Source organism: Thalassotalea litorea, from assembly GCF_043642205.1.
GTDB classification, from domain to species: domain Bacteria; phylum Pseudomonadota; class Gammaproteobacteria; order Enterobacterales; family Alteromonadaceae; genus Thalassotalea_A; species Thalassotalea_A litorea.
In genome coordinates this window covers 38,369-64,079 of the sequence record NZ_JBHZSG010000017.1, presented here as the reverse complement: position 1 = coordinate 64,079, position 25,711 = coordinate 38,369, and the positions used below count along the sequence as shown (strand labels likewise).

Genomic DNA, 25,711 nt, shown 5'->3' with positions numbered 1-25,711 from the left:
ATCAATAAAATCTATGTTGTAACTGAACCTCTGCCCTAACTCTGAGTTGTGCACAAACTTAATGTGATTGGTATTACTGTATTCTCTAGACGGGTTAGTTCGTATCGACAACCTTTGTTGATTCTGCCTGACGCGATTTATTTCGTTGTAAATACCAATACATTGGCAGCCCAGCCAACAGCAAAATGATGCCAAATATCACGGTTTTGGCTCCTATGCTGTAGATGATCCAAGCGGAAAAAATGGCCGCGAAGCTGGTGATTAACGTATTTACTTTTGAATAGCGAATGGTGTCTTTGCCAGACATTTTGATGTGCCCAAGGGAAGACACAAGGTAAGGGAGAACCGAGGTCAATGTGGACAGCAAAATGACGATAGTAAACTGGTCAATTAAACTCTCGTTATAATTCATCAGGATCAACAGGCTGACTAATATTGTGGAAATAATGATGCCGTTGGCAGGCGTTTGATACCGTGACAGCTTACCAAAGCTGGACAAGAACATGTTGTCTTTCGCTGCAGCCAGTGGGATCTGAGCTACCGCCAGGGTCCAACCATTCAGTGCTCCAAAACATGAAATAACCGCACAAGCTGCAATCATGTAATAACCAATATCCCCCCATAGATACTGCGCGGTTTCAGCATAAGGCGCATTCGATTGTTGTAGGATTTCCGGAGGAATAATACCCATCACAGCAATAAAGCCCAATATATAGACGACAGCACTCACTAAAGTACCAATGATCGCCGCCTTAGGGACGTTCTTTTCTGGCTCATTGATCTCACCGGCAATATTATTGGCCGCTTCCATACCGACAAATGCCCACATGGTTAATGCTGCGGTAGCGGTTAATGCTGAAAAATTTGATTGTTCACTTAAATTTACCGGCTGGAAATGCTCGGGGTTGATGTAAAACAGACCAATAAAGGCGATGGCAACAAGCGGAAGAAGTTTTAACAATGTTGTCAGTAATTGCACTTGACCGGCGAGCTTTACGCCGCGGATATTGATCAGAGCCAAGCCCCAGATAAATCCGAGCGTGGTTATCAACGACAAGGTATTGGATGTTTTAAGCTCAGGGAAAAATACCGTCAGATAACTGACCAGGGCAATGGCAATAGCAGCGTTGGCCGAGACTACGCAAAGCCAATAGCCCCAGGCGGTGAAAAAACCGGTCAGAGGACCAAACGCCTGTCGACAATATAAATATTGGCCACCAGAGCCTCGGATGTATTGGGATAATTTTGCAAAGACATAGGCAAGAGATAAAGAGCCTAGTGCGGTAAACAGCCAGCCACCAAGGCTAATGCTTCCAAAACTCGCAAGTGACGCCGGCAATAAAAAGATGCCACTGCCGATCATGCTACCGGTGACCACAGAGGTTGCAGTCCAGAATCCTAATTTTTGAGAGTGATTAGTGTTGCTTCGTTGTGACATGCATCAGGCTTTATTGGTAGTTTGTGCGAAACAGCCTACGTGGAAGGAGGAATGTTGTAAAGGAAGGAATGTTTTAAACACAGGAATAGCAACAGGCCGTGTTAACCGCGCGGAGCATAAAAGCGAAGTGGAATCTTTAGCAGTTAATTATTATCGGCTTGGAAAAACTGATAAGTTCATTTGCAATTGAACTTGCCGAATTTTCTACAAACTCAATGTCACTGTCAGAGAATGGTTTTTCTCGAACTTGCATGCAGCTAAAATTTACCGTCCCCCAGACGTTGTTGTCGACAATAATCGGTGAAGATATATATGCCTCTAGCGCAAGGCTGTCATATAGGGGGTGAAGTTGAAGTCCAGGAATATCATCTATTTGGGTGAGTGCGATGGTTTTTTGTTGTTCGTAAACGTCGCGACAATGGGTATCTTTCAAGGGGAAATCTTCTCCCGCGACAAAAACACCGGTTAGAGAAGAAATTGCGACAATTTTATAGCGTTCATCGTGGATATGACTGACGATACCCATGCTCATCACCAGTCGTTGGCGTCCTTCTTTTAATATGTCGTTACAAAGAGATTTGAAATCCTGAGGATACATACCGAAAATCACCGATTATTGATTAGAAGTGCTGAGCTTGACTTAAAGATAGACGGCATTTTGGATATCAGTAAAAAAACAGGATTTCCACCACGAGCGCATCCCTTTGCATTCAACGCGTTTGCACTTGATATGCTCTCAACTAACAATCAAATTGCATTGCAGGTGATAAAATAATACCAATCCCATTAAATTATTGCTCACTCAGTGAGAATTTAAAGGCTTTTAGACAAGGCTTTGATTGCAAAGAATGGTTATTCCGCTCTCAAAAACAGCCAAAATCAGTAACGCAGGATAAATGCCTTTAAAACTCACCCGTAGGGAGTTAGTGAGAGGCCCATTTATTGCCCTATATTTCATTAATATAGAATAACTATATCAACGAAATCTATGTTGTAACTGAACCTCTGCCCTAACTCTGAGTTGTGCACAAACTTAATGGGATTGGTATAAGATGCGGTGAGACTCACGTTATCCGATAATAACGTGAGGAATAAACCGAGACAAATCCTGAGTGATAAGCGCCTTGTCTTCGCGAATCGACAAACCACTCGCCACTTCATCCACTAACCACGAACCAATAAGCGTATAGTCATCACCAAATTTTGGCATCGGATAATAACCTTGATAGATAAATCCCTCTTCGCCGTACGGGCCATCTGAGCTTACCAGCTCTTTACCGTCTTCGAAGATACTTACATTGGCCCCTTCTCGGGCGAAAATGGGTTTTTTTACATAGCGGCTTAAATGCTGTCTGGCTTCCTGTTCGGTAAAATAGGCTGGTAGCAGGTTTTTATGATCTGGAAACATCTCCCATAAAACGGGCAAGATCGCTTTATTCGAAACAATTGCTTTCCATGGCGGCTCCAGCCATTTAACCTTCGCACTCAATAACAAAGGCGCGTAGTCTTCGCGCAGCATAAATTCCCACGGGTAGAGTTTAAACATCCAGGTGATCACCTGATCGTCAAGATCGGTGAACACATCTCCTTCGCCATGGCCGATATCTTCGATATAAACAAACTTGCACTCAATGCCAGCTTCTTCGGCACAATCTTGTAAATATTGAACCGTGCCGCGGTCTTCCTCGGTGTCCTGACAACAAGCAAAGTGCAATACATCGTCTGGATGTTGGGTTCTTAACTGAGCGAATCTGTGGATCAACTTTTCCTGAAGGCTATTAAACTGATCCGCGCTGCGCAGAATATCACCGCGATTGACCTTATCTTCTAGCCATAACCATTGCCAGAAACCCGATTCATACAAACTAGTTGGCGTGTCGGCATTGTTTTCATAAAGTTTTGCTGGTGCAGTACCGTTGTAGGCTAAGTCGAGCCGAGCATACAGACAAGGATCTTGATTGCGCCAGGAGTCCTTGATCCAGGTCCAGAATGGTTTAGGTATCTGAAACCTGGCAAGTAATTCATCGTCATTGAGCACCCGCTCTACGGCTTGAAGGCAGAGCTGATGAATATCTTCGGTTGGCTGCTCGAGGTCGTGTTCGACTTGTGTCAGAGTCAATTGATAGTAGTTACTCTCATCCCAATAAGGTTCGCCATACATGGTGTGAAAATGAAAGCCGAATTGTTCGGCTTTTTCCTGCCAGCCAGGGCGTTCAGGGGTAGGGAAACGGATCAAAATCAGCCGCCCCAGCCGCCACGTGAGGAACTGCCTCTAAATGAGGAGCTCGCCGCTACTTTAGAACCAAAGCCGCCTCGGGAAATTGTCCGGGTGACCTTAGGTTTTTTATCAAACGCTTTGTTGCTGACCTTAGTTTTGCCATATTTAGCGCGACCGTATTTTTGTCCATCAACGGAAGACCAATGTCCATAAAAGGGCGAGTGATAGCTATAAGAGGTGTACAGTGGCGCGGAGCGATATCGATTATCCATATATTGGGAAAACAGGAAACCGGCCATCAATGGCACAAACACGTTTTGGCCATTATTCATGGTGTACTGGTAACACCGGCCGCTGCCAAACTCTTCCTCGCATAAAGGTTCTCGAGGATATTTAGGGCCACTTTCCTGAGCTTTATCCAGTGCTGATTGATACGCGGTTTGGCATTGCTGCTCAAGCTCAGGATTACTGCCAATACAGTGGTCTAAATCTTTATATACGATGGCTTCTTGATCATTGCCACAGGCACTTAAGGTTGACACGCCTGCCACCACCGCGAGAGGTTTAACAATTTTGCTAGCGGATACTTTGCGCATCCTGCTCAAATTAATCGATTGACTACGTTTCATATTATCGTCCTTTTTGAGCATACCTAATACGTCATACAGGCGGCGTTAAGTAAGCCAACAGCAACAGACATTCCGGCTAATACAATACCTGCGGTTACCTCGTTATTAATAATGCGCTCGACGATTTTTGGCATAAACACAACGCGCACAATAACAAAGGCCAGAATTTGAGCAAACAATGCGACGATTCCCCAGACGACGAAGTCGAGCAACGCGATTGAATTGGAAATGGCACCGGCCAGGGCGATGGCAAAACCGACAACGGCTCCCATTAATCCGATAGCCGCTGCGGTATTTTGTTGTTCTTTTACCAGTTGCCATTCGTCATGTGGGGTAACAAAGGCATAAATCCATTTGAAAACTACCAACATAACAAGGCTGATAAAAAAGTAGAGCGCAAAATTGCCAAGACCGGCAAGTATATGAGTAACAGATTCCATGGGTTAATCCTGAAAAGTCTAAATGATATAAATATCAGATGGTTGTAAATCAAATCCGGTAACGGTTACCAGATACCTATCGTGTTGATTATTAATTATTTTTTCTTCACCTATCAGCATGGCGTATTCAAATTTTTCGGGGCCAAACTGACGCTCGTATAGCATCGCAAACTGATCCGTTTCACTTATCGTGCCGTCTTTGGCATAGGTTTTCTCGGTCATAGCAACAGGCGGCGAGGTATCCCCACTTGTTTGCCATACCCGTTGGAAGGTGTGCCCTTGTAAATAAAGTTCAGGCCGACTGATATCCCGTTCCAGTGCATTGTTCCAGTCTCTTCCGTTGGCAATGCCTTTGGTTTCGTAAAAATACATCAATTTTACGTCTTCAACGTTTTCATCTTTGAGTTCACCGCGAACCAGGATTTGAATATAACCCTCATCATCGGTGTAATAACGCAGTACCGTGGTTTGTGGGTCGAGTTGCACCAAACCAACGGCTTCAATAAACTGGGTGTTTGCAGCGCCATCAATAATCAGTTCCGGTTCGATAAACGTCATTTTTACCGTGTCTAAATCAAAGGCACCGCCTAATCGCAAACCTAATATTTCCGGCGCTTTATCTTCAATCTTGGGATTTTTTTTCTTAAACCAGTTAAACATTATTTAAATACATTCCAGTCAATATTATTAAGTCGCTCGTCGGCAATGTAATACAGCGTACTGTGTGGCGCGACAGTTTGCTCTAATTGCGGATTTAATTCCAAAGAATCGTAACCATTGGGAGATATGCCAATTAAGGTGGCCTGATAGTGCTTCTTTAACGCCAGAAAAATGTCAGCAACGGTCAGGGTATCGTTGCCTTGATAGGTTAACGAATATTGCGTCATTCCCTGGCCCACATCCAATAATTGATGATGCAAAAGACTCGAGCCCGGGTCGACTGCGGATTTGGCAATTAGCTCAACCCCAACACTTGGCATACATTCGATATTCGGACAATGTTGCTTTAATAATTTGCCCAATTGGTCATCCTGAAAATAGGCTATGGTATGGGCTTTGGGGTTTTTAGAGGCGCAATATAAAGCAGTTGTCATGGTGACATCGTCATCCTGGGTATCAATCACGATACAGCTGGCCGTGCTAATGCCTGCGCGATCCATTTCTTCGTCACTGGTGAAATTCAATACTTTGACAAAACCAATGTCATCCGGTTGCGGGTTTTCGATATCCGCTCGCACACAAAGTGCGATGTGTTGTTTGTCACTGTGATAATCCATTTCTCGCTTGAGCAGCTTTAATAACTGCATGGTGCGGGCTTCATTCCAGCCTATAACCAAAATATGGTTATCAAAATTAAGTGTTTTCAAGCCTTTCACTCCTTTTCGCCATTGGTCTGAGAAAAAGCCTATTACCCGACCAATTAACAAACCAAACAGGCTTAATCCTGCCGGGATCACAAATAACGAGACAACGTACTTTCCCGTTACCGTTTGCGGAGATAAATCACCATAACCTACGGTAGATGCGGTGACCATCAAATAATAAATAAAGTTATCCTGGCTGACCAGATCATGCTCACCACTGGCGACTAGCAAACTATAGCTAACACCAATGTAGGATAGTGTTAATAGCACCACGCCTTGCCATGGGAGGTGCAATAACTGACGCAGGAAAAGTTGTTTTAATCGGAGAAAAATCGACACGCGTTTATTGTGCTTCCTTGTTGTCATCCAAAATTATTTAAGGGACAACGTCGAATTAATGTGGCAATAAATTGCGGATATCATATCAGCGCCAGTGTGGAAGTAAAGTAGCAGGCTCGCTTATACCAATCCCACTAAGTTTGTGCACAACTCAGAGTTAGGGCCGAGGTTCAGTTACAACACAGATTTTATTGATATAGTCATTCTATATTAATGAAATATAGGGCAGGAAATGGTCCTCTCACTAACGCCCTACGGGTGAGTACTAAAGGCGTTTATCCTGCGTTACTGATTTTGACCGATTTTGAGATAGTGGAATAACCATTCTCTGCAATCAAAGCCTTTTCTAAAAGCCTTAAAATTTTCACTGAGTGAGCAATAATTTAATGTGATTGGTATTCGTGTGAAAGTGTATCGACAGCGCATAGTGGCAGAGGCTTTAATAAACAAACAGACAAACAGACAAACAGACAAACAGACAAACAGCGTAGCGTCAGCATTTTTTACATTTTCCCTTGTTGCTCGTTGATTATGTTTAAAACCACAACTGTTAAATCAATTTTTTTTAGGCTGCAGGCCTTGAATTGCTTGGGGGGCTGCATCTCATTCGAGAAATGCAATTAGGTGGCGCAGTAATTGCATTAACGTTATCGCTTTAAATGGAAAGTATTACGGAGAATTATTAAAGCAAAGAATACTAATAAAATATTTAACAAGGAAACGAAACATGAAATATCTCTTCAAAGGCGGTTTAGCCTTAATCGCTTTATTATTCAGCCATCAATCTATTGCGGCATCCACACCGGGTGTTAGTGTGTGTGCAGCCCCTGACGGAAAAATTCAATTTGTATTTGATGAAGGCTCTCGGGATAAGTTAGGCGCCCCAGGTAGAGACGGAGGTTTAACTTTTGTCTGTGACTCTGTCGACTTACTTGTTCGAAGCCATGGTGAAGTGATCCAGGATCTTGCTCCCGATACTGCTGGTTTAGGTGTGAATGGTGATCCGAATGGTGATAACTGGTCAGTTGGTGAATTGTTGCATTTGGCCTTCGATGTGCCGGTAATGCTAATTAGTTTAGAGCTTAATGGTAATCATACTGAAACCGTTCCAGGTGGCATTTTTAGCGTCAATGGTAATTATTTTTCCGCCATGGATTTTGATACAAATGGTGAATCTACGTTTACTGGTCTAAGTGGTGATGGTTTTGCCTTACGAGTTCCACAATGCCGACAGCCAAGAGGCGGAACTGGCGGTTGTACCGACTTTAGCGGTTATCTGGAATCGGTAACAGTTATGACCGTACCAGGTACACCACCAAATGAAGTACCAGAGCCTACGACTATGTTAATGCTAGGTTTAGGCTTACTTGGTTTGACGCGCTTTCGTAAGTAATTGCTATAAATTAAGCTGATACAAATGCCCGCGCAGCGGGCATTTTTGTTTCTATGTGTCAAAGGACAGGAAGGTGTCAAAGGTGACAAAGGTGACAAAGGTGTCAGGCCGAATGTTAACTCTGCCTGATACCAGCTTACTGACACGTGAGCCCTGAAATCTTGCCCCTATCTATAAGTTTCAATATAATTATCGATAATCTCTTCCAGCATACTCAAGGGTACTGCGCCGTTTTTCAGTACCGCGTCATGGAAGTCGCGAATATCAAATTTATCGCCAAGTTCATCCATGGCTCTTTGTCTCAATTCTAAAATTTTGATCATGCCCACTTTATATGCGGTTGCCTGACCCGGCATTACGATATAACGTTCAATTTCGGCAACCACATCGCGCTCTGCCATGCCGGTATTATTTGCCATATATTCAATGCCCTGCTCGCGGGTCCAGCGCTTATGGTGAATACCGGTATCGACAACTAAGCGCACCGCCCGAAATAATTCAGCGGTCAAGCGGCCAATGTTATCTTCCGGATTTTCTTGAAAGCCCTGTTCCCAGGCCACCTGCTCGGAATATAGCGCCCAACCTTCGGTGTATGCGGTAAAAGGTGCGAAGCGACGCAGGAACGGCATACCTTCTAGTTCCATGGCGATGGCGATTTGGAAGTGATGACCTGGAATACCTTCATGATAGGCGAGAGTGCGCATACCAAATTTAGGGGTCGCTTTAATATCATAAAGATTAGCGAAAAAACGCCCCGGACGTGAGCCATCTAATGCGGGTTGCTGGTAATAGGCGCCTGGCGAGGTTTTTTCTTTAAACTCTGGAATGCGAACCACTTCCATGCCCGCTTTGGGACGAATATTAAACGCACCATCGAGCCCGGCATCAATTTCATCGAGAATGGTCTGATAATCTTTGAGTATTTGCGCGCGGCCAGCATCGCTATCTTCGTAATAGAACTTATCCTGAGCGGAAAATTCCGCCATTGCCGCGGTATAACCTGCCGAGGTATCTACACCTAATTCGGCGAAAATTGCCATCATTTCACTCTGGATACGGGCGACTTCTTCTAAACCCAAGGTATGGATATATTCGGCGCTATAATCGGTGGTGGTAAATAATTTTAGCGCTAATTTATATGCCTCATCACCGTTGGGAAGGTGCCAGTAGCCGTCATCAGTACCCGCTTTTGGAGCCAGTTCGGTAAAATAATCAATAAATCCCTGATAGGCTGGATAAACCGATTCATTAATCAGCGTCTCACTGTCAATTAATACCGTTTGTTGTTGCTCGGCATTAATCTCTTCTGCAGCTTCGAGTTTGGTTACCAAAGATGTATAGAGAATATTTTCTTTCGCTGGTGTATCGATAAAGCCCTGCATTTCTTCCAGGATGCGGTCGATAACAAAACGTGGTGGAATAATGCCCTTGTCTTCGCGGATTTTTAAATCAACCAAGTACTGTTCGAATTTACGGGGTAACTCGCTTAACCGAGAATTGTAGTTTTGTGCATCTTCCAGTGTGTGTACCTGATGCGATGCTTCCATAAAGCTAGGAAAGCCATTTTGAATGCCAAATAGTTGATTGGCGGGATAATAGTGATATTTAAATGGTTCCGCCTCAGCAGCAAGATCCATCAAATAGATGGCAATTTGTTTCGACATTTTTTGCTGACGGTCTAAGTCTGCATCGTCATATTGATTAAGCCCCGCACGAAAAACCTTTAATTCTTCGAACATCTGCTCTGAGTTTTTCGGGTCCACATCATCGAGGTGCGCATTGTGGCCCTTAATACCAACGCTTTCTAAAAAACCCAGAGAGGTCAGGGTTTCTGGATCTGAAAAGGCCATTTTGATCATCGCGCGGTCAAGATACGCCCGAAACGTGAACGGCTTTTTTGCATACCATTCATGGGCAGCAAAACTGCCCGCCAAAACGATGATTATGAGCAACAACAAACCCAACCACTTAAATATCGATTTAATCATGTCGATTCCCTTTAGTTTATTCTTTTTATTATCATTTCCTGTGTCGATAACAGGAGCTTTTTTGTGTGTTTTACCTTAATTGCTAACATATCAGGTCTACAGATTGTTTACCAAATATGATGATTTTTAACGCAGATAGTCGTGGTGGAAAAATAATCTGGAATTGGCTGAAGTGTATTCAGTGTGTGATTTCTTTAAAAGTGAATACTTATGCGTTAAATCAGTCTGTTAACCTAGAGGAGGTGCCGGAAGAACTGGTTTTATTGTGGATTTTTTCTGGTTTTATGGCTGGTGACTAGGAGGGTGTTAGCCCGTTGCTCGTTGCGCTTGGCTGATGTTGAACGGGTAAACATGCTAGGTATCGCTATGTTTAGTTGGTCAATTAAAAGTCTGAATGTTTAATATGTGGACGCCTTACTGCCGGAAAAATGGTTTTTAAGGCGATTTTAAAGGTTTAGTTTGATCGATTTATTGATCTTCCCTGTTCTCGACCTTGAATAGTGTATTTTAGGTTAGGCCATGGATATTGAAATGTGTACATGGATTTTCCAATATCTATCCAGTGCTTGTTAATACGATTGAATCTAAACGAAAAATTATCCATTACATAAATATTCTTATTGTTTGCGAATATTTTCGCTTACCTGCTGCGCGCAAATGCTACAAAATGCTACATAAATAGACTCACGTCATCTTATCAAATCCGGTTATATGTTATGCAGCCAAAAAATATTGGCGATAAGAATTATAACGACATTTGGAGTTTTAAGGTGAGAATAAACGGCATTACAAGTGCATTAGCTGTTGCGTTATATAGCGCAGGTTCAATGTACGCTGCTGCAGGTTTAGCGCCAACGAATGAGATTCATTCGTTGAGTACGCCCAATCTGACCCAGGAGCAGATAAACGAGTTACAAACTGGTACCAGTAATCAAACCTCAGCAGGTTCGATGTTGGAAAATGATGGCTTAAACGTTCAGGTTAACTCGCAACGAGCGAAGTTTTTTGAAGAAGCCGATGTTACCGGAGAGCACATCTACGTTGTCCGATTAACCGACAAACCAACCGCTCTTTATACGGGTGGTGTAAACGGCCTTGCAGGTACTCATGTACAAACATTAAGCCGCGATATGGGTGTAAACAGCCTTTATGAAGCGGGTAAACCAACGACCGATCGCGTTGTTGCATATACAAACTACCTTCAGGACAAACAGTTAGCCGCTATTACTGAAATGAACCGAGTTGTCGGTTCAAAAGCCGTACGTAAGCAATTTACCACAGCGGTAAATGCCTATACGGTTGAAATGACGCAAGAAGAAGCTAAACGCGTTTCTCAACTTCCGCAGGTTGAATTTGTACATCGTGCGAAAACGTATGAACTGCACACCGATGCCGGTCCGCAAAAAATTGGCGCCGATCAAATCTGGACTGGTTCTACCGAACAGGGTTTAGAGTATAAAGGTGAAGGCGTCATCATGGGTATCATCGATACCGGTATTAACTCCGATCACCCGTCATTTGCCGATATCGGCGATGATGGTTATGACCATACTAACCCTTGGGGTGCTGGTGTTTACGTAGGTGCGTGTGCCGAAGCCGGTAATGAAGACCTGTGTAACGATAAGCTTATCGGTATTCGTACCTATGACGTGATTACCGATGCATTTGCCGCACAAATTCCTGGCTTTCCAGCCATCGGTGAAGATTATCAGGGACACGGCTCTCACGTAGCCGGTACTGCCGCTGGTAACGTCCTGAACGATGTGGACTTTGTTCTTCCTGAATACACTGGTATGCCAGCAGACGGCGCATTAGTTAAAGAAGATATGTTCAACCTGTCAGGTGTTGCACCGCACGCGAACATTGTTTCTTATCAGGTATGTCATGCATCCAATGATGCCGGTTATGTCGGTTGTCCTTGGGAGTCGATGATTGGTGGTATCGAAGATGCGATTAAAGATGGCGTTGACGTTATTAACTTTTCTATCGGTGGTCAGGACAGTACATCTCCGTGGGATGACGGTGTTGAATTAGGCTTTTTAGCCGCTCGTGAAGCCGGTATTAACGTCGCTGTCGCCGCCGGTAATGGTGGTCAAGCGGGTAATGGTGCCGGAGAATTCTTTGGTTCAATCGATCACGCATCACCTTGGTTAGCATCGGTTGCTGCAACCACACATGATCGTGTAACAAAAGTTGATACGCCAATTACCTTCGCAGGATTCGCCAACGATGATATGGATGCGCCGCTAGGTTCTGAAGTTCCATGGTGGAGTGAGACTGGTCGTGTTGGTGGTTCGATCAACGATACCGAACTTACTGGTGTTGTTGTCTGGGCGAAAGACTATGAGCAAATCGACGGAACTAAAGACTACTCTGGCTACTGTGGGGTTGAATACCCAGCTGGAACCTTTGATTTTTATAAAGATGGTACGCCAATTGTCGGTGCTGCCGAAGGCGAAACTAACGTAATTGTAGTTTGTCAGCGTAATAATCTAAGCGATCCAAACGGTATTGCCCGTACGGCAAAAGTGGCGAACGTTAAAGCCGGCGGTGCTGATGGTTTTATCATGTACAACTACGCCAAAGGTGATAGCACACCAATCGTGGCCTATGACTTGCCATCCGTTCACTTAACCCGTGAGCAATGGGATGGTGAAGTTACGACCTATGGTGAAGACGGTTATAACTATGGTTTTGAAGACTGGATTGATCACTATTCAGAAAAAGGCCATATGATCACCATTGGTGTTACGTCGATTTTCAATGATTATGATGAAGAAAACGGCGATTGGTTAGCACCATTCTCTTCACGTGGACCAAGCACATCAACTCCGGAAATGCTGATTCCTCAGATCGCGGCACCGGGTGTGAATATCTATGCAGCGTACGCCGATGAGCATCCGTTTGTTGGTAACATGGGTAACACCGACTATATCGCTATTAGTGGTACATCGATGGCGTCTCCTCATGTTGCTGGTGCAATGGCACTGATTCGTCAGGCTCATCCTGATTGGACGCCTACAGAAGTGCAATCTGCATTAATGTTAACGGCGGATAATGTGGTTCGTTATCGTCGTCTAAATGAAAGCAATGGTGATGTGGGCGCTGCGTCTACGTATCGTGCAGGTGCTGGTCGTATCAATGTTGCTGAAGCAATCGATACCGGTCTTGTCATGGACGAAACCATTGAAAACTTTAAAGCCGCTAACCCTAACAATGGTGGTCAGGTTCATCGCCTGAACATTCCTCAATTAGTTAATTTTGAATGTAAGCCAACCTGTCAATGGACGCGTACGTTTAAAGCGACTAAAGACGGTACCTGGTCTGTTGATAACTCCGATGTGCTTAACTGGAACTTTGATGTTCGCCAACAGTCTGCGCAAAACGGTGTGAACATCTCTGCAACGCCTAGTGAGTTCTCTCTGAAAGCTGGTGAGACGCAAACGGTAGTATTTGAAGCGTCAATCATGGATACCCAGGATTGGTTCTCGAATGCAGAAGTGGAATTACACTCTGATGTTATCTTGACGGAAGTTAACGATGCCAGCACTGAAGTTCATCTTCCAGTGGCATTTAAGTTTTCGAAAAATGGCATGCCTGCGCGTCTTCGAGCCGTTGCTCATCGCAATGAAGGTAGCTTCCAGTTTAATGGTCTTGAATTGCCTGCGCTGGACAACCCATATACTCAGGTATATGCGCCAGTTAAAGCCGATGTGAAAACCGTAGCACTGCCAAAAGATGATGATGGTTACTTCCCATGGTCTGCAAATACAGATGATGTACCTGCTTCTTTCCGTATCGATGAAGCGACTCATGTTGAAATGATCGAAGTACCAGCCGGTGCTAAGCGTCTTATGGTTGAAATGCAAGGTACCATTGAGTCAGATCTTGAAGGCTTCATGGATAAGGGTAATGCTCTTGTTTATGTAGGCAAGGACTACAATGGTAATGGTGAAGCAGATCCGTTTGAAGAAATTCTTTGTGTGTCAAACCACATTCAATACAACAACTTCTGTAACATCAACAATCCTGAAGAAGGCACATACTGGGCGGTAATCTACAACTCTGGTGAATTACGGGGTCAGGCGCCTAACTGGACTAATTTATATCCAGATATCGCTGCCGAAGTATTCAGTTATGCGATTGCTGTAGTAACAGATACTGTTGCTTCTGATATGTCTCTTCATGTAGAGCCTACTGACGGTCAAAACACCGTAAGTGCTACTTTGAGCTATAACATGCCTGAGATGATGGAAGGCGACCTTTACTACTCAGTATTAGATTTCGGTACCTCTGAAGTTAATGCTGGTAACGTTGGTAAAGTGGCATTTAAGCTAGAACGTGGCGTTGATGATGTACATTTAGATGTACCGCAAACCAAGGCTCGTGCTGGCGATATCGTACCTTATACGTTTGAAGTTCAACCGAATGACACAGGCGCGGATCGTGCATTTACAATCACCGCGAATATGCCTGAAGGTTTACAATTTAGCGCAGAAGATGTTTTCTCTTCTAACGGTGATATTGTGACTGATGTTACGGTTGACGGCACTGTTGTAACCATTTCGGGTGTTCAGCCTGATACCGCGGGGATCACGCCACACTACATCCAAACGACCAATGTTGATGATGAAATGTGTCGTATGCCGAACTTTGGCAATTCAAACCCAGGCGGTTATGTTGACCTGGAAGAGTTCGGTTTTGCTCCTCTATTCAGCGGCTTTAACTCAGGTGTTGATGAAAATGGCAATCCAGTAGGTGATAACAACATTCTATACCGTAGTGGTGTTGAAATGCCGGTATCTCTACTATTCAATGGTCGTTACGATTCTTGGCATCTATATAACAATACCGACGGTTTGAATGTTAACCCACAAAATACCATCAACTTGCGTGGTAATGGTTTGTTTGATTTATGGGTTCAACCAACGTTCTGGCCATATCACTTAGGGTTCCCGTACAACTCATTCCCTTATGAGTCTGTGGGACCTTTATGGCGTGGTGTAGGTATTGGTGCAATGAATACGGGATCTGAAATGATGTCAGTACCATTGATCAATTCATACAGTGAAAAAGCCGGTATTACGTTGGCTAGCACGCAAACGGGTTGGGGTATCATCGAAGTCGATAACGCACGTTCTTATGCCTACGGTGGCCGTGACTTTGCTGCTCCAGGTCGTCCATACATCTGGAACGAAAAAGATGATCGCTACGATTACCAAGTGATATTCAATGTCAATACTCGCCATGGTCAAGATGAGCATGAGTTGTATTTTGCTTATGATAACATCGACTTTGGTAGTCAAAACGGTCGTGGTGCAATTGGTTTGCAAGGTTTTACCGGTCCAATCTATTCACGCGGTCCAATCTCAGGTGGTTACCTGGGTGAAGAGTTCGCTTTTGATGACTTAGACAGCAAACTTCACGACGAATTGGTTATCTGTTATGACTACTATGGTCCTGAATCTTCTCAATTTGAAGTCACTATCTGGACTCAAGTTAAGCGTGACGCTGTAGGTGTTGATCAGGTGATGACGGCGACTAGTGCGGTTGATGGTATGGCTGATTTTGCAATGAGCCACACTCTTGCTACGCCTAGCAACATCCAGTTGTCTGCAATCGCTGACATGGAAGTTGAAGAGAATGGTTCTGTAGATGTGAATGTTTTCTACGCGGATAACTCTGAACTAACAACGGTAAATGAAATCATCGTTTCCGGTGAAAACGTTTCTGGTATCGTTGAAAACCATACTTCTGGTTCAAGCATCTCTATCGTACCTGCGGCAAACTTCCATGGCATGACTGAAGTAACGGTTACCGTTGCTGACGTTGAAAATCCAATGGATAAAGCAAGCACGACCTTTATGCTAAATGTTGTTTCTGATGGTGTAGAACTAGGTTGTACAGACTCTAACGCAACAAACTTCGATTCTAATGCAAACTCGGACGATGGTTCATGTGTTTACCCTGAAGAAGAGAAGAAAAAGAAAAAAGGTGGTTCTTTAGGTTACTTAGCATTGATGCTTCTGGCTATGGCTGGTATGCGTCGCCGCATGAAGTAATTACCTATGATAAACAGATAACTCTGTTTTCATAAATTAACTAAGCCGGAGCAAATGCTCCGGCTTTTTTTTGCTCGTTAATCGTGTTTTAAACCGGGTTAACACGCAAAAGCACAGTAGAACACAGTTGAACACAGTCGAACTTCGAGGCGTTTGGACGAAGTTAACTGAACTTAGGGTGGGGGAGCCGAACTTAACTGAACTTAGAGGGGGTTAGCCGAACTTAACTGAACTTAGAGGGGGTTAGCCGAACTTAGTCGAGCTTAGAAAAATCTGACCGAATTTGACCTGACTTAGCCGAGCATTCGTTAGAACCATGCTTCGTCATCCTGACCCCCTTCCGTCATCCTCACCCCACTCCGTCATCCTCACGAAAGTGGGGATCTGCTTTTTTGAGTTAGATTCCCAGTAGTGTCTGGGAATGACGGGAAGGCTACGAAAGTGGGGATCTGCTTTTTTGCGTTAGATTCCCAGTAGTGTCTGGGAATGACGGGAAGGCTACGAAAGTGGGGATCTACTTTTACGTTAGATTCCCAGTAGTATCTGGGAATGACGCGAGTGCTGCGCGTTATGGGGGAGGACTTCGCCGGGTGGATAAAACCTTAGTTCGGCAGATTTTTAGGTGACAACTTCGCGGTGAAAAGCTAGTTAAGCCGAAACGGTTCCGCCGTCATTCCGGCACAACTTCATTTGTCGCACTACTTCCGTCATCGCCCCCCTTCCGTCATCCTCACGAAAGTGGGGATCTGCTTTTGCGTTAGATTCCCAGTAGTATCTGGGAATGACGCGAGTGCTGCGCGTTATGGGGTGGAGGACTTCGCTGGCTGGATAAAACCTTAGTTCGGCAGATTTTTAGGTGACAACTTCGCGGTGAAAAGCTAGTTAAGCCGAAACGGTTCCGCCGTCATTCCGGCACAACTTCATTTGTCGCACTACTTCCGTCATCCTCACGAAAGTGGGGATCTGCTTTTGCGTTAGATTCCCAGTAGTGTCTAGGAATGACGGGAAGGCTACGAAAGTGGGGATCTACTTTTACGTTAGATTCCCAGTAGTGTCTGGGAATGCCGGAAATTGAGTACCCTAACAGAGCATTAGTTCACACCTTGCTCTGTCATTCGGTATAACTGGCACTATGACGGAATAGCCATTACCGGGTTGTTTTTGACTTAAAAATTACAAAATATGAGGTTTTTGCTGAAAATCCGCCATAAAAGTAAACATTGCTTTCCATAATCTAAGTTTTTATGTAATTAAGTTAAGAATAATTACTCTAAAAATTTTGAGTTCGATTACATTGCTTATATAATTCGCGCGTTTTTCCTAAGCTGTACAAAATTTAATGACCGCATTAACTCGTGATGAGGAGATTACTCATCCTCTTGAACCCAAAAAAAATCATTCTTTGATTGAAGATTTTCTGGCCTATGTTTGTGGTGGCCTATTGATCGCCATGGGCGTTCTTTTATTTGAAAAAGTTGGCATCATTACTGGCGGCGCTGCGGGCATGGCGCTCATTTTATCAAAAGTCTCATCGCTAAGCTTTGGTATGTCTTTCTTTGTCATCAATTTGCCATTTTATGCGTTAGCATGGATGAAAATGGGACCTAGGTTTACCCTGAACAGCTTTCTATCGGTGGCTTTAGTGTCATTTTTATCCGACTACCTGTATCTGTTTGTTGAGTTGAATTCCATTGACCCGCTATTTGCGTCGGTCATGGGGGGATTCTTGATCGCTATGGGGGTTCTGGCATTCTTCCGTCACCGTTCAAGTGTTGGTGGTGTAGGGATCATGGCGGTATTTTTGCAGGAAAAATATGGCATTAGAGCCGGAAAATTCCAAATGGGTGTCGACTTATCCATTTTAGTTACCGCATTCTTTATTATGCCTTTCAACCTGATTATTCTGTCGGTTGTAGGTGCCTTCGCGGTGAACTTAATTCTTACCCTGAACCATAAACCAGGTCGCTATCAGATCACCTAGTTTCTTTCTGACCTTATTCGCAATCGATTTGCAATACAGATGCGAGATTACCCGAAGAATATCAATAAAACCGGAGCCCTTATCCGGTTTTTTGTTTTCTCAATCTGAGAAATGGTCCAGGGATCAATGTAAAAGTATTGGAATATTTGCTAGTATTTGCGGCAAATGACTTTCCTCAGGCAGATTATGTCAGAACTAACTCCCAAACCCGAACCAACACTATCCCCAAAGCAAATCCAGGCGATTGATGGCATGAGCGATCAAGTACGTTTTGATCATTTAGTGAAATCCATGCAACAACAGAAACACGTCTGGACCCTCGCAAACGAGACAGGTTGCTTGCTTATCGATACCGGTGAAGAAAAGTGCTTATTGCTATTTTCTCATCAGCAACTTGCCAGCGAATGGGCAGGCCAGGATCATAATACGTTCAGCCCATTGAAAATCGAATTGCCAGTATTCATTGAAAAATGGTTGCCAGGAATGGCCAATGATGGTTTTTATCTCGCCTGTCAGCCGAACCTTGAAGGCGAAGCTTTTGTCGAAGCACCGGAAGATTTTGGTGTTAATTTTCGCTAAGTATTGCATTGTTACATTGATTTTTACTGGGCGCCAAAGTGTCATTACTACACTTGGTACTCAGTAAAATATCGTCGGATTTTTTCCGATGTTACGCCGAAAAATTTCTTCGACGCTACTCTAAACCCGCTCTGAAGTCACTTTGAATTGCGCAGTATCTTCGTTGATAACGATCTTCAGTTGGGATTTTAAAGATCATTAGCTACCCTTTTACACATCACTTGTTGGATTTTCAGATGTTTCATGCAAACGATTCTTACACCAAATATCGATGATATTGCTGTTAAACAGTGCCTGTTTAGTTTTGCAAATTATGCCGATAATCATGACTTCTCATTGCTACAAGAATTGTTCAGCGAGCACATTGTCCTCGATTACACGGCCACGTTTGGCGGCGAAATACAGAAGATTTCCCGGCAGGCGTTAATCGAACAATGGGCTGATTTTCTCCCTGGGTTTGAGCTTACCTGGCATCATTTAAGCAAAGTCCGTGTCACGGTAAACGACGATACGGCAAATGCGGAGGCCGATATCATTGCCTCGCATTTTTTAGGGCCACACTTTTGGCAATTATGTGGTCGATACCAGTTTAAACTGACGCGGGTTAAGAACCTTAACCGCTGGCAAATTAACGAACTAACTCTACATCTGGATTCAGAGCAAGGCGATCGTCAGGCCATTATTGATGCCAATAAATCCCGCTTATAGTGGTTTGAAATTTTCACTCGTCTTTAGATTGCTTTGATATTTTCAGGGCGCGGTTACGTTGGCTACGCGCAATTTCTGGCGATTTACCACGAATTACAAGGTAGCAGAAACAATACTGGTGCTAGACTTTGTTAAATAGACCGGTACTGATTTCGACGTGGGTGTGAACGATAGATCGCCGAAACTGTCTATTGCCACTAATGGATTTGTCTCGGGATAATATGCGGCCACATTGCCGCGGGGAATATCGTAAAAATTCACCGTAAAACCTTTCACTGTCCGGGTTTCATTGTTTTCCCATACGGACGTGATATCCACAACCTGGCCATCATCCAGCTTAAGCTTGCGTGCATCTGCTTCGTTAATAAACAATACTCTACGGTTATTGTTTATACCGCGATAACGATCATCAAAACCGTATATCGTGGTGTTGTATTGATCATGAGAACGCAGGCTTTGCAATGTTAGCAGCTTATGGTTTTGCGAAGAAAGCTCAGCGATGTGGTCACTGATCAGCTTGGTCGGCAATGGATCTGCACTAAACATGGCTTTACCTGAAGAGGTATTCCAATTTAACTCCCGAGCACTATTACCTAAATAAAAGCCGCCGGGTTGTTCAATGTTTTGATTAAAATTACCAAAGCCGGGAATGGTATTTTCAATTAAATCACGGATATTGGCATAATTTTGCGAAAGTTTTGGCCAGTCTACAATGTGGTTTCCGATTGTTTTTTGGGCAATGGCACAGACGATGGCGGTTTCCGATTTTAATGTGTCTGCCGCTGGCGGGATTTTTCCCATCGATGCATGCACCATAGAAAAGGTATCCTCGACGGTGATTGCCTGCTCGCCAGAAGCTTGTTTATCGATTTCGGTGCGACCCAGACAAGGTAAGATTAACGCCTGTTTGCCAGGATGGACATGAGAGCGATTTAGTTTAGTGCTGATTTGTACGCTTAATTCACAGTTTTCTAATGCCTTTAACGTAAATGCAGTATCAGGCGCGGCGGCGGCAATATTTCCACCAAGACATATCAGTACTTTGCTGTCGCCATTGGCAAGGGCCTTCAATGCTTTGACGGTATTATGGCCGGGGCTTTTATCAAAGTCCTGTTGAAAATATTGGCTAAGACGGTCAATAAAGTCTGCTTTAGGTTTTTCATTAATGCCAACCGTGCGGTTGCCTTGAACATTAGAGTGGCCTCGCACCGGACATAGTCCAGCGCCAGGCTTGCCAATATTGCCGGTGAGCAATTGTAAATTGACCAGCTCGCGGATCATCGCCACAGAGTGCTTATGCTGAGTAAGCCCCATGGCCCAGGTGCAAATGACGTTTTTGCCACTTAACAGTATGGTTGCAGCCTGTTCAATGTCTGCTTGCTGTAATCCGGATTGCGAGCATATTTTTGACCAATCCGTTTGTTCGACCATGGCCAGATATTGATCAATATTGACCGTATGCTGTTCAATAAATTGTGTGGCAATTAATGGCGCTTTGCCCTGACTGACGTTATCTTGACTGCGCGCAATAATCGCTTTGACCATGCCGCGAATCGCCGCCATATCACCACCCAGTTTTGGGGTGAAATACGCATGTGAGATGGTGGTGGCTTTCGGGGTGAGTAATTCAATCGGATCCTGAGGGCTGGCAAAACGCTCGAGTGCCACTTCCTTAAGGTTATTGAAGGTGACGATTTTACATCCCTTGCGTGCGGCGCTACGCAAGGCGTTCATCATTCTGGGATGATTGCTGCCAGGATTTTGACCAAACACAAAAATGACATCCGCCTCGTCAAAGTCATCCAGAGTCACGGTACCTTTGCCAATACCAATACTTTCTGTCAGCGCGATACCGCTCGCCTCGTGGCACATATTGGAGCAATCCGGGAAATTATTAGTGCCGAACATTCGCCCAAATAACTGATACAGATACGCGGCTTCGTTGCTGGCCCGTCCTGAGGTGTAAAGCTCCAATTGTTTGGCAGATTGGAGCGCTTGCAGTTTTTCTGCGATCAGAGCAAAAGCCTTTTCCCAGCTAATGGGCTGATAGGTATCGGATTCCGCGTTATAACAAAGAGGCTCGGCCAGGCGGCCTTGATATTCGAGCCAGAAATCGCTTTGCTTTTGCAGGTAACTGACACGGTGATTGGCAAAAAACTCGCGGTCTATGGTTTTTGCGGTAGACTCCCAGGCAATGGCTTTGGCGCCATTTTCGCAAAACTGAATCAATCCCTCTTTTTTATCGCCCCAAGCACAACCGGGACAATCAAAGCCTTTATCTTGATTGGCGCGTTTTAAGTTATATAAATTAGCTCTGAGTTGTTCACTGCGAAAAATATGTTTAACGGTAGACGTCAGCGAACTTAAGCCACCGGCTTTGTTAGGTTTCGGATTGTTTTCAGAGTTACTCATCGTTAATGTATTCAAGCCTGATTTCAAATTGAGTCATTTAGTGACTGCGCCGTTATGCTATTGTGCTATTTTTGTGCCTTCATTCAGTGAGCGATTTATCTGTGCCATTCATTCAGAGTACGATGTCTCTGTGCGGGCTTTGTTTGCATGATATGAATCGGTAAGTGCGTAAACGCCCCTCAACCCATATCAAGCGCGGTTTTAGACAATGCAAGGTGACTAGTCTACCACGTTTTAAATCTGTTGCTTAATCTCTGATATGGTGTCAGCAGCGAAACGTTGGATTATGCTTGGCTGACTTCATCAAATCCTGATGCTAGACGACAAGGGTAGATCGAAAATCGCTTCTTGTACGTATTGAGTTAAACCCCAATTGGCGTTAACTTGTGTTTGAATCATTGCTACCATCAATCAGGAACCTTGGTGAATAAACCCCTTTTTCTCATCGTACTGCTCACGATTTATTCCGGCACAAGCCTGGCAAAAAAACAGGGCGGGCCGCTCAGTAATCCGCCAAAGCCGGGTGATCCCGTTTGGGAAGCTGGGTTGTTCGCCGCCTATTTTAGTAATGCCTTGTATCCGGCTTCCGCCGATTCCCAACAAAAACTGTTGCCGGTGCCATTTTTTATCTACCGCGGAGAGCATTTGCGTATTGGCGATGATGCTATCGTGCGGGCGGTAGCGGTTGAAAAGGAGCGCATTAAGGTCGATCTATCTATGGCCGGGGCATTTAATTCCAGCTCAAGTGATAGCCCGGTGCGAGCAGGTATGCCGGATCTGGACTTTCTGTTTGAAATAGGCCCGCAGGTAAGCCTACGGATGAACGATTCCAAAGATTCCGAAATGTGGTTAAATTTGCAATTGCGGAGCGTATTTTCTACGGATTTTGGCGGTTTCGATCATATCGATCATCGTGGTTATGTGTTTGAGCCGGAAATCTCCTGGGAATCGGAACATTTTGGATATCAAAATTTGACGTTTTACGTCAGTGCCGCGCCATTATTCGCGACCGAGAAGACGCACGATTATTTTTATCAGGTTGCCCCTGAGTTCGCCACGGGTTCCAGACCCGAATATGATGCCTCTTCGGGGTATCTGGGCAGTAAATTTGCGGCATCGTTAAAGTACGAATACGACCAGGACCTGACGGTTTTTGCTGGCGCCCGCCTCGGACTGTGGCGCGGTAGTGCCAATAGCGACAGCCCCTTGTATCAGGAACCCGTCACCTATGGCATCGGGGTAGGGGTTAAATGGCGGCTGCTGGTAAGCAAGGATAAAGTTAAGTAACGATTTGCTGCATCGTTACTGTAGAAGAGTGACAGACTAGCGTCGAGAAAGTAAACACACTTTGATTTTGTTTACAGGTGACAGACTAGCGCCGGTGGATAAAACCTTAGTCCCTGCCTTCATTGTCACATTAACCCTCGTCATACTCACACTAACCCCCGTCATCCTCACGAAAGTGGGGATCTGCGCTTGCTTTAGATTCCCAGTAGTGTCTGGGAATGACGGAAAGGGTATTTAGTCTAGGGTAAGTTTAGTTCGCACCTAATCATCATATTCATGGCTAACCACTTCATCCTCACATTAATCCTCTTCACTCTCACGTTAACCCCCGTCATCCTCACGAAAGTGGGGATCTGCGCTTGCTTTAGACTCCCAGTAGTGTCTGGGAATGACGGGAGCGCTGCGCGGCGGGATAAAACCTTAGTCCCTGCCGTCATCCTCACATTAACCCCCGCATCCCCACGAAAGTGGGGATCTGCGCTTACTTTAGATTCCCAGTAGTGTCTGGGAATGACGGGAGCGCTGTGCGACTGGGTAAAACCTTACTCCCAGCAGTCATCCTCACATTACCCCCGTCATCCTCACGAAAGTGGGGATCTGCGCTTGCTTTAGATTCCCAGTAGTGTCTGGGAATGACGGGAGCGCTGCGCGGCGGGATAAAACCTTAGTTCCAGCAGGGGAGATAACTTCGTGGTGAAAAACCAGCTTAGTAACCTATAGAGGTCGCCCAGCGTTTAACCGATATGTCAAAAATGCGCTTCGTCTGTCAGCGTGCAAAATATTGTATTTTGCACTGTCGCCCTTTCGAAATATCCTATTTCGAATGTCACCCATTGGGGAATGAAAGGGGTCCATTCCTCAATCGCCGTCACCCTTGGGGAATGAAGATATTGTCTATTCCCCAAAAATCGTCTTCATCAAACCAATCACCTGGGTCACACTTTTGCCTTGTTCGACGCTGCTGATAATCGAGTTGCGATTATTGACCAGGTATTCGGGCGTGCCTTCCGCTTCGATGGCTTTATCGACAATCTGCGCCGCTGATTCTTTACTGCGTTTCATCGCCCTTGGGATCGATGCGGCTTTCTTAGGTTTGTTTTTCATCCGCAGATAATTTGATTGCTCTGCCTGGTCTTCTTTGGCAAACAAAAACACATCGAGCAATATGGCTCGATATCGTGCTAACCGCTCCTCATCTTCACCCTGTGGCATCGCCTGCTGATACCAGGGGCTAACTCGCATGGTCGCGATAAGTTCATACCAATAGGCGTCAAAGGCCTGGTTATTGAGGCGAGTAATGGCAAATGCCTGACTGTAACAATCCATTTTGGCATTGTTCAGGGCGATAAACTGATCCGGACGACGCATAGCCAACAATCGGGTCGCCGGTGCCAGTGGTGCTTTATTACCATCGCCATGCTCGGCGTAAATGCCTTGGTAGCTTGCCACAAACGCTTTGTAGTGAGAATCGGTTACCTCACCCTCAATCGGAATATTGGCCAGAGCCTGATCGAATAGTTCGGGGTGCTCAGACAATAATTGATGAAAACTCTTTGCAGCTTTGGTGCTGGCAAACCATTCGACATCAAAGTTATAGTGATCTGGGGTATGCGCACTGGTGTGTTTACCGGTATAGACGAGTCGGTCGGCTTCATTCATATCGGCTAAAGACTGACCGTTCAATTGGTCAATATAGGCTAACAAGCGTAAGCGTTCCTGAACCGATTGAGATTCACTATGTTGCTCAATAAAACCGACAAATACTGGCCAGGGGGTAACTCGGGTAAATTTGATTTGGCCAATGGAAATTGCCTGTTGCAAAATTTCCTGAAGTTTTTTAAGTGGCCGGAACTGGTGCTCGTCGAGCAAGTTGCGATTGACGCCATGTTCGCATAGGGTGTTCAATTCGATACACCAGCCAAGAAAGTCTTTGGGTCTGTTTTCGACTTTCACGGCCATCAGGTTCAGGCTGATGTCAGATATGTATTTCAGGGCATTTTGGTAAATTTGATTTTCAATACCTGAAAGCGGCATTTTTACCGGGGAAGAAAGCAACTGTCTCATGAAAAATAAGGCTCCAACGTCGAGATAGTAATTCTAAACTCTAGCTCATATTAGTAGAGGACGGGGGATAATACCTGTAGATTTTTGCGTTTCAAGAAGAAACTTCGTTTATACGTGCAAGTGGGGAAAAAGTGTGCAAAATGGCCGGCAATGACGGCCATTTTGAAAAGGCTAACAGAAACGCAAGAAAGCTGCGTTTCAAGGTGACAGCTCGAAGCATAGCATTCGAGCGGTGACTATTCGCAATAGAATATTGCGAATAGCTGACAAGGCTACTCACCCATGAAGTTTAAAATCGTGTTTAGAAATTGACTGGCAGTTTTAACCACTCATCTTCATTATTAATCCGAACCGCTTTGGTCTTGCCATTGCGTTCCACATTAACCTGATTGATTTGTGCGGGCCAAACTTCCTGAAGCGCTTGCATCTGGATGTATAAAGCTTCTAAGTTTTCCGGCTGCGGAATTTCCTGATAAACCCAGAAAAATTTACCTTCCACCTCGAAACCTACGCTGCCAAGTTCAAGTAATTGCTTATCCTGATTTAATAAACGAAACTTTTGCTGAATATAATCGGCAAATCGTTGTTGGGTTTGTTGATCGGAAATAATATCGGCTTTACCTTTAAACAGATGCGCGAGTGCGTGTTCCGTGTCGTGGATATAAAAACGATGGGAAACTTCCAGGTTAGCCGTACGTTCATTGAACAACACCGTGGTGTAGGCTTCTTTTTGCTGATGCGCGGCACTATGAAAACTGATGATTGCCATAATCAATGTCAGCAACAAAGAACACCCGAAGGTGTTCCTT

At 44.6% G+C, this 25,711-nt stretch carries 17 protein-coding genes; 6 read left to right on the top strand and 11 right to left on the bottom strand.

What is annotated here, in order from left to right:
* Positions 1-94: 94 nt before the first annotated feature.
* The 7 genes from ACHUFQ_RS09805 to ACHUFQ_RS09775 form a co-directional block, all read right to left on the bottom strand.
* A complete protein-coding gene (locus ACHUFQ_RS09805; RefSeq protein ID WP_394175117.1) occupies positions 95-1,438 on the bottom strand; it encodes an amino acid permease in 1,344 nt (447 codons plus the stop codon).
* 136 nt (positions 1,439-1,574) lie between these two features.
* A complete protein-coding gene (locus ACHUFQ_RS09800) occupies positions 1,575-2,036 on the bottom strand; it encodes a GAF domain-containing protein (RefSeq protein WP_394175116.1) in 462 nt (153 codons plus the stop codon).
* Between the two features lie 471 nt (positions 2,037-2,507).
* Positions 2,508-3,674 (bottom strand): glutathionylspermidine synthase family protein, encoded by a 1,167-nt coding sequence (locus tag ACHUFQ_RS09795; protein ID WP_394175115.1) that lies wholly within the window; start codon positions 3,672-3,674, stop codon positions 2,508-2,510.
* A 2-nt stretch (positions 3,675-3,676) separates the two neighbouring features.
* The gene (locus tag ACHUFQ_RS09790) at positions 3,677-4,285 is read right to left on the bottom strand and encodes a DUF1190 domain-containing protein (protein WP_394175114.1); all 609 of its coding nucleotides are present in this window, start codon (positions 4,283-4,285) and stop codon (positions 3,677-3,679) included.
* A gap of 23 nt (positions 4,286-4,308) precedes the next feature.
* Positions 4,309-4,725 carry a DUF350 domain-containing protein gene (locus tag ACHUFQ_RS09785; RefSeq protein WP_394175112.1) on the bottom strand — a complete coding sequence of 139 codons (417 nt, stop codon included), beginning with the start codon at positions 4,723-4,725 and terminating at the stop codon, positions 4,309-4,311.
* Between the two features lie 18 nt (positions 4,726-4,743).
* On the bottom strand, positions 4,744-5,385 hold the full coding sequence (locus ACHUFQ_RS09780; protein ID WP_394175111.1) for a YjfK family protein: 642 nt from the start codon (positions 5,383-5,385) through the stop codon (positions 4,744-4,746).
* Entirely contained in the window at positions 5,385-6,428 is a 1,044-nt protein-coding gene (locus tag ACHUFQ_RS09775) for an ion channel (RefSeq protein WP_394175110.1), read from the bottom strand. Before ACHUFQ_RS09775 ends, ACHUFQ_RS09780 begins: the two co-directional genes overlap by 1 nt.
* A 727-nt stretch (positions 6,429-7,155) precedes the next feature.
* Here ACHUFQ_RS09775 and ACHUFQ_RS09770 point away from each other — a divergent pair.
* Positions 7,156-7,821 carry a PEP-CTERM sorting domain-containing protein gene (locus tag ACHUFQ_RS09770; RefSeq protein WP_394175109.1) on the top strand — a complete coding sequence of 222 codons (666 nt, stop codon included), beginning with the start codon at positions 7,156-7,158 and terminating at the stop codon, positions 7,819-7,821.
* A 167-nt stretch (positions 7,822-7,988) separates the two neighbouring features.
* On the opposite strand, the gene ACHUFQ_RS09765 is transcribed toward ACHUFQ_RS09770, so the two are convergent.
* Entirely contained in the window at positions 7,989-9,809 is a 1,821-nt protein-coding gene (locus tag ACHUFQ_RS09765; RefSeq protein ID WP_394175108.1) for a DUF885 domain-containing protein, read from the bottom strand.
* Between the two features lie 716 nt (positions 9,810-10,525).
* On the opposite strand from ACHUFQ_RS09765, the gene ACHUFQ_RS09760 reads away from it, so the two are divergent.
* The 4 genes from ACHUFQ_RS09760 to ACHUFQ_RS09745 all read left to right on the top strand — a co-directional run bounded on the left by ACHUFQ_RS09760 (position 10,526) and on the right by ACHUFQ_RS09745 (position 19,139).
* Entirely contained in the window at positions 10,526-15,871 is a 5,346-nt protein-coding gene (locus tag ACHUFQ_RS09760; RefSeq protein WP_394175107.1) for a S8 family serine peptidase, read from the top strand.
* Positions 15,872-17,210: 1,339 nt separating this feature from the next.
* Positions 17,211-17,852 (top strand): YitT family protein, encoded by a 642-nt coding sequence (locus tag ACHUFQ_RS09755; protein ID WP_394175106.1) that lies wholly within the window; start codon positions 17,211-17,213, stop codon positions 17,850-17,852.
* A 186-nt stretch (positions 17,853-18,038) separates the two neighbouring features.
* A complete protein-coding gene (locus ACHUFQ_RS09750) occupies positions 18,039-18,431 on the top strand; it encodes a DUF2750 domain-containing protein (RefSeq protein ID WP_394175104.1) in 393 nt (130 codons plus the stop codon).
* Between the two features lie 243 nt (positions 18,432-18,674).
* Positions 18,675-19,139, top strand: a complete 465-nt coding sequence (locus ACHUFQ_RS09745; protein ID WP_138321021.1) for a nuclear transport factor 2 family protein — start codon at positions 18,675-18,677, stop codon at positions 19,137-19,139.
* Between the two features lie 93 nt (positions 19,140-19,232).
* Here the strand turns inward: ACHUFQ_RS09745 and ACHUFQ_RS09740 are convergent, their stop codons facing one another.
* Positions 19,233-21,551, bottom strand: coding sequence for an FdhF/YdeP family oxidoreductase (locus ACHUFQ_RS09740; RefSeq protein WP_394175118.1), 2,319 nt, complete (start codon positions 21,549-21,551; stop codon positions 19,233-19,235).
* Between the two features lie 423 nt (positions 21,552-21,974).
* Between ACHUFQ_RS09740 and ACHUFQ_RS09735 the strand changes: the two genes are divergently transcribed.
* On the top strand, positions 21,975-22,838 hold the full coding sequence (locus ACHUFQ_RS09735; RefSeq protein ID WP_394175103.1) for a MipA/OmpV family protein: 864 nt from the start codon (positions 21,975-21,977) through the stop codon (positions 22,836-22,838).
* 894 nt (positions 22,839-23,732) lie between these two features.
* Here ACHUFQ_RS09735 and ACHUFQ_RS09730 read toward each other — a convergent pair.
* Positions 23,733-24,902 (bottom strand): hypothetical protein, encoded by a 1,170-nt coding sequence (locus ACHUFQ_RS09730; RefSeq protein ID WP_394175102.1) that lies wholly within the window; start codon positions 24,900-24,902, stop codon positions 23,733-23,735.
* A gap of 301 nt (positions 24,903-25,203) precedes the next feature.
* On the bottom strand, positions 25,204-25,686 hold the full coding sequence (locus tag ACHUFQ_RS09725) for a DUF6702 family protein (protein ID WP_394175101.1): 483 nt from the start codon (positions 25,684-25,686) through the stop codon (positions 25,204-25,206).
* Positions 25,687-25,711 lie beyond the last annotated feature (25 nt).

Bases quoted from the DNA above. Each gene is read 5' to 3' on its own strand.
- ACHUFQ_RS09805 (WP_394175117.1), bottom strand. From the start codon at position 1,438: ATGTCACAACGAAGCAACACTAATCACTCTCAAAAATTAGGATTCTGG.
- ACHUFQ_RS09800 (WP_394175116.1), bottom strand. From the start codon at position 2,036: ATGTATCCTCAGGATTTCAAATCTCTTTGTAACGACATATTAAAAGAA.
- ACHUFQ_RS09790 (WP_394175114.1), bottom strand. From the start codon at position 4,285: ATGAAACGTAGTCAATCGATTAATTTGAGCAGGATGCGCAAAGTATCC.
- ACHUFQ_RS09785 (WP_394175112.1), bottom strand. From the start codon at position 4,725: ATGGAATCTGTTACTCATATACTTGCCGGTCTTGGCAATTTTGCGCTC.
- ACHUFQ_RS09780 (WP_394175111.1), bottom strand. From the start codon at position 5,385: ATGTTTAACTGGTTTAAGAAAAAAAATCCCAAGATTGAAGATAAAGCG.
- ACHUFQ_RS09770 (WP_394175109.1), top strand. From the start codon at position 7,156: ATGAAATATCTCTTCAAAGGCGGTTTAGCCTTAATCGCTTTATTATTC.
- ACHUFQ_RS09765 (WP_394175108.1), bottom strand. From the start codon at position 9,809: ATGATTAAATCGATATTTAAGTGGTTGGGTTTGTTGTTGCTCATAATC.
- ACHUFQ_RS09760 (WP_394175107.1), top strand. From the start codon at position 10,526: ATGCAGCCAAAAAATATTGGCGATAAGAATTATAACGACATTTGGAGT.
- ACHUFQ_RS09755 (WP_394175106.1), top strand. From the start codon at position 17,211: ATGACCGCATTAACTCGTGATGAGGAGATTACTCATCCTCTTGAACCC.
- ACHUFQ_RS09750 (WP_394175104.1), top strand. From the start codon at position 18,039: ATGTCAGAACTAACTCCCAAACCCGAACCAACACTATCCCCAAAGCAA.
- ACHUFQ_RS09745 (WP_138321021.1), top strand. From the start codon at position 18,675: ATGCAAACGATTCTTACACCAAATATCGATGATATTGCTGTTAAACAG.
- ACHUFQ_RS09740 (WP_394175118.1), bottom strand. From the start codon at position 21,551: ATGAGTAACTCTGAAAACAATCCGAAACCTAACAAAGCCGGTGGCTTA.
- ACHUFQ_RS09730 (WP_394175102.1), bottom strand. From the start codon at position 24,902: ATGAGACAGTTGCTTTCTTCCCCGGTAAAAATGCCGCTTTCAGGTATT.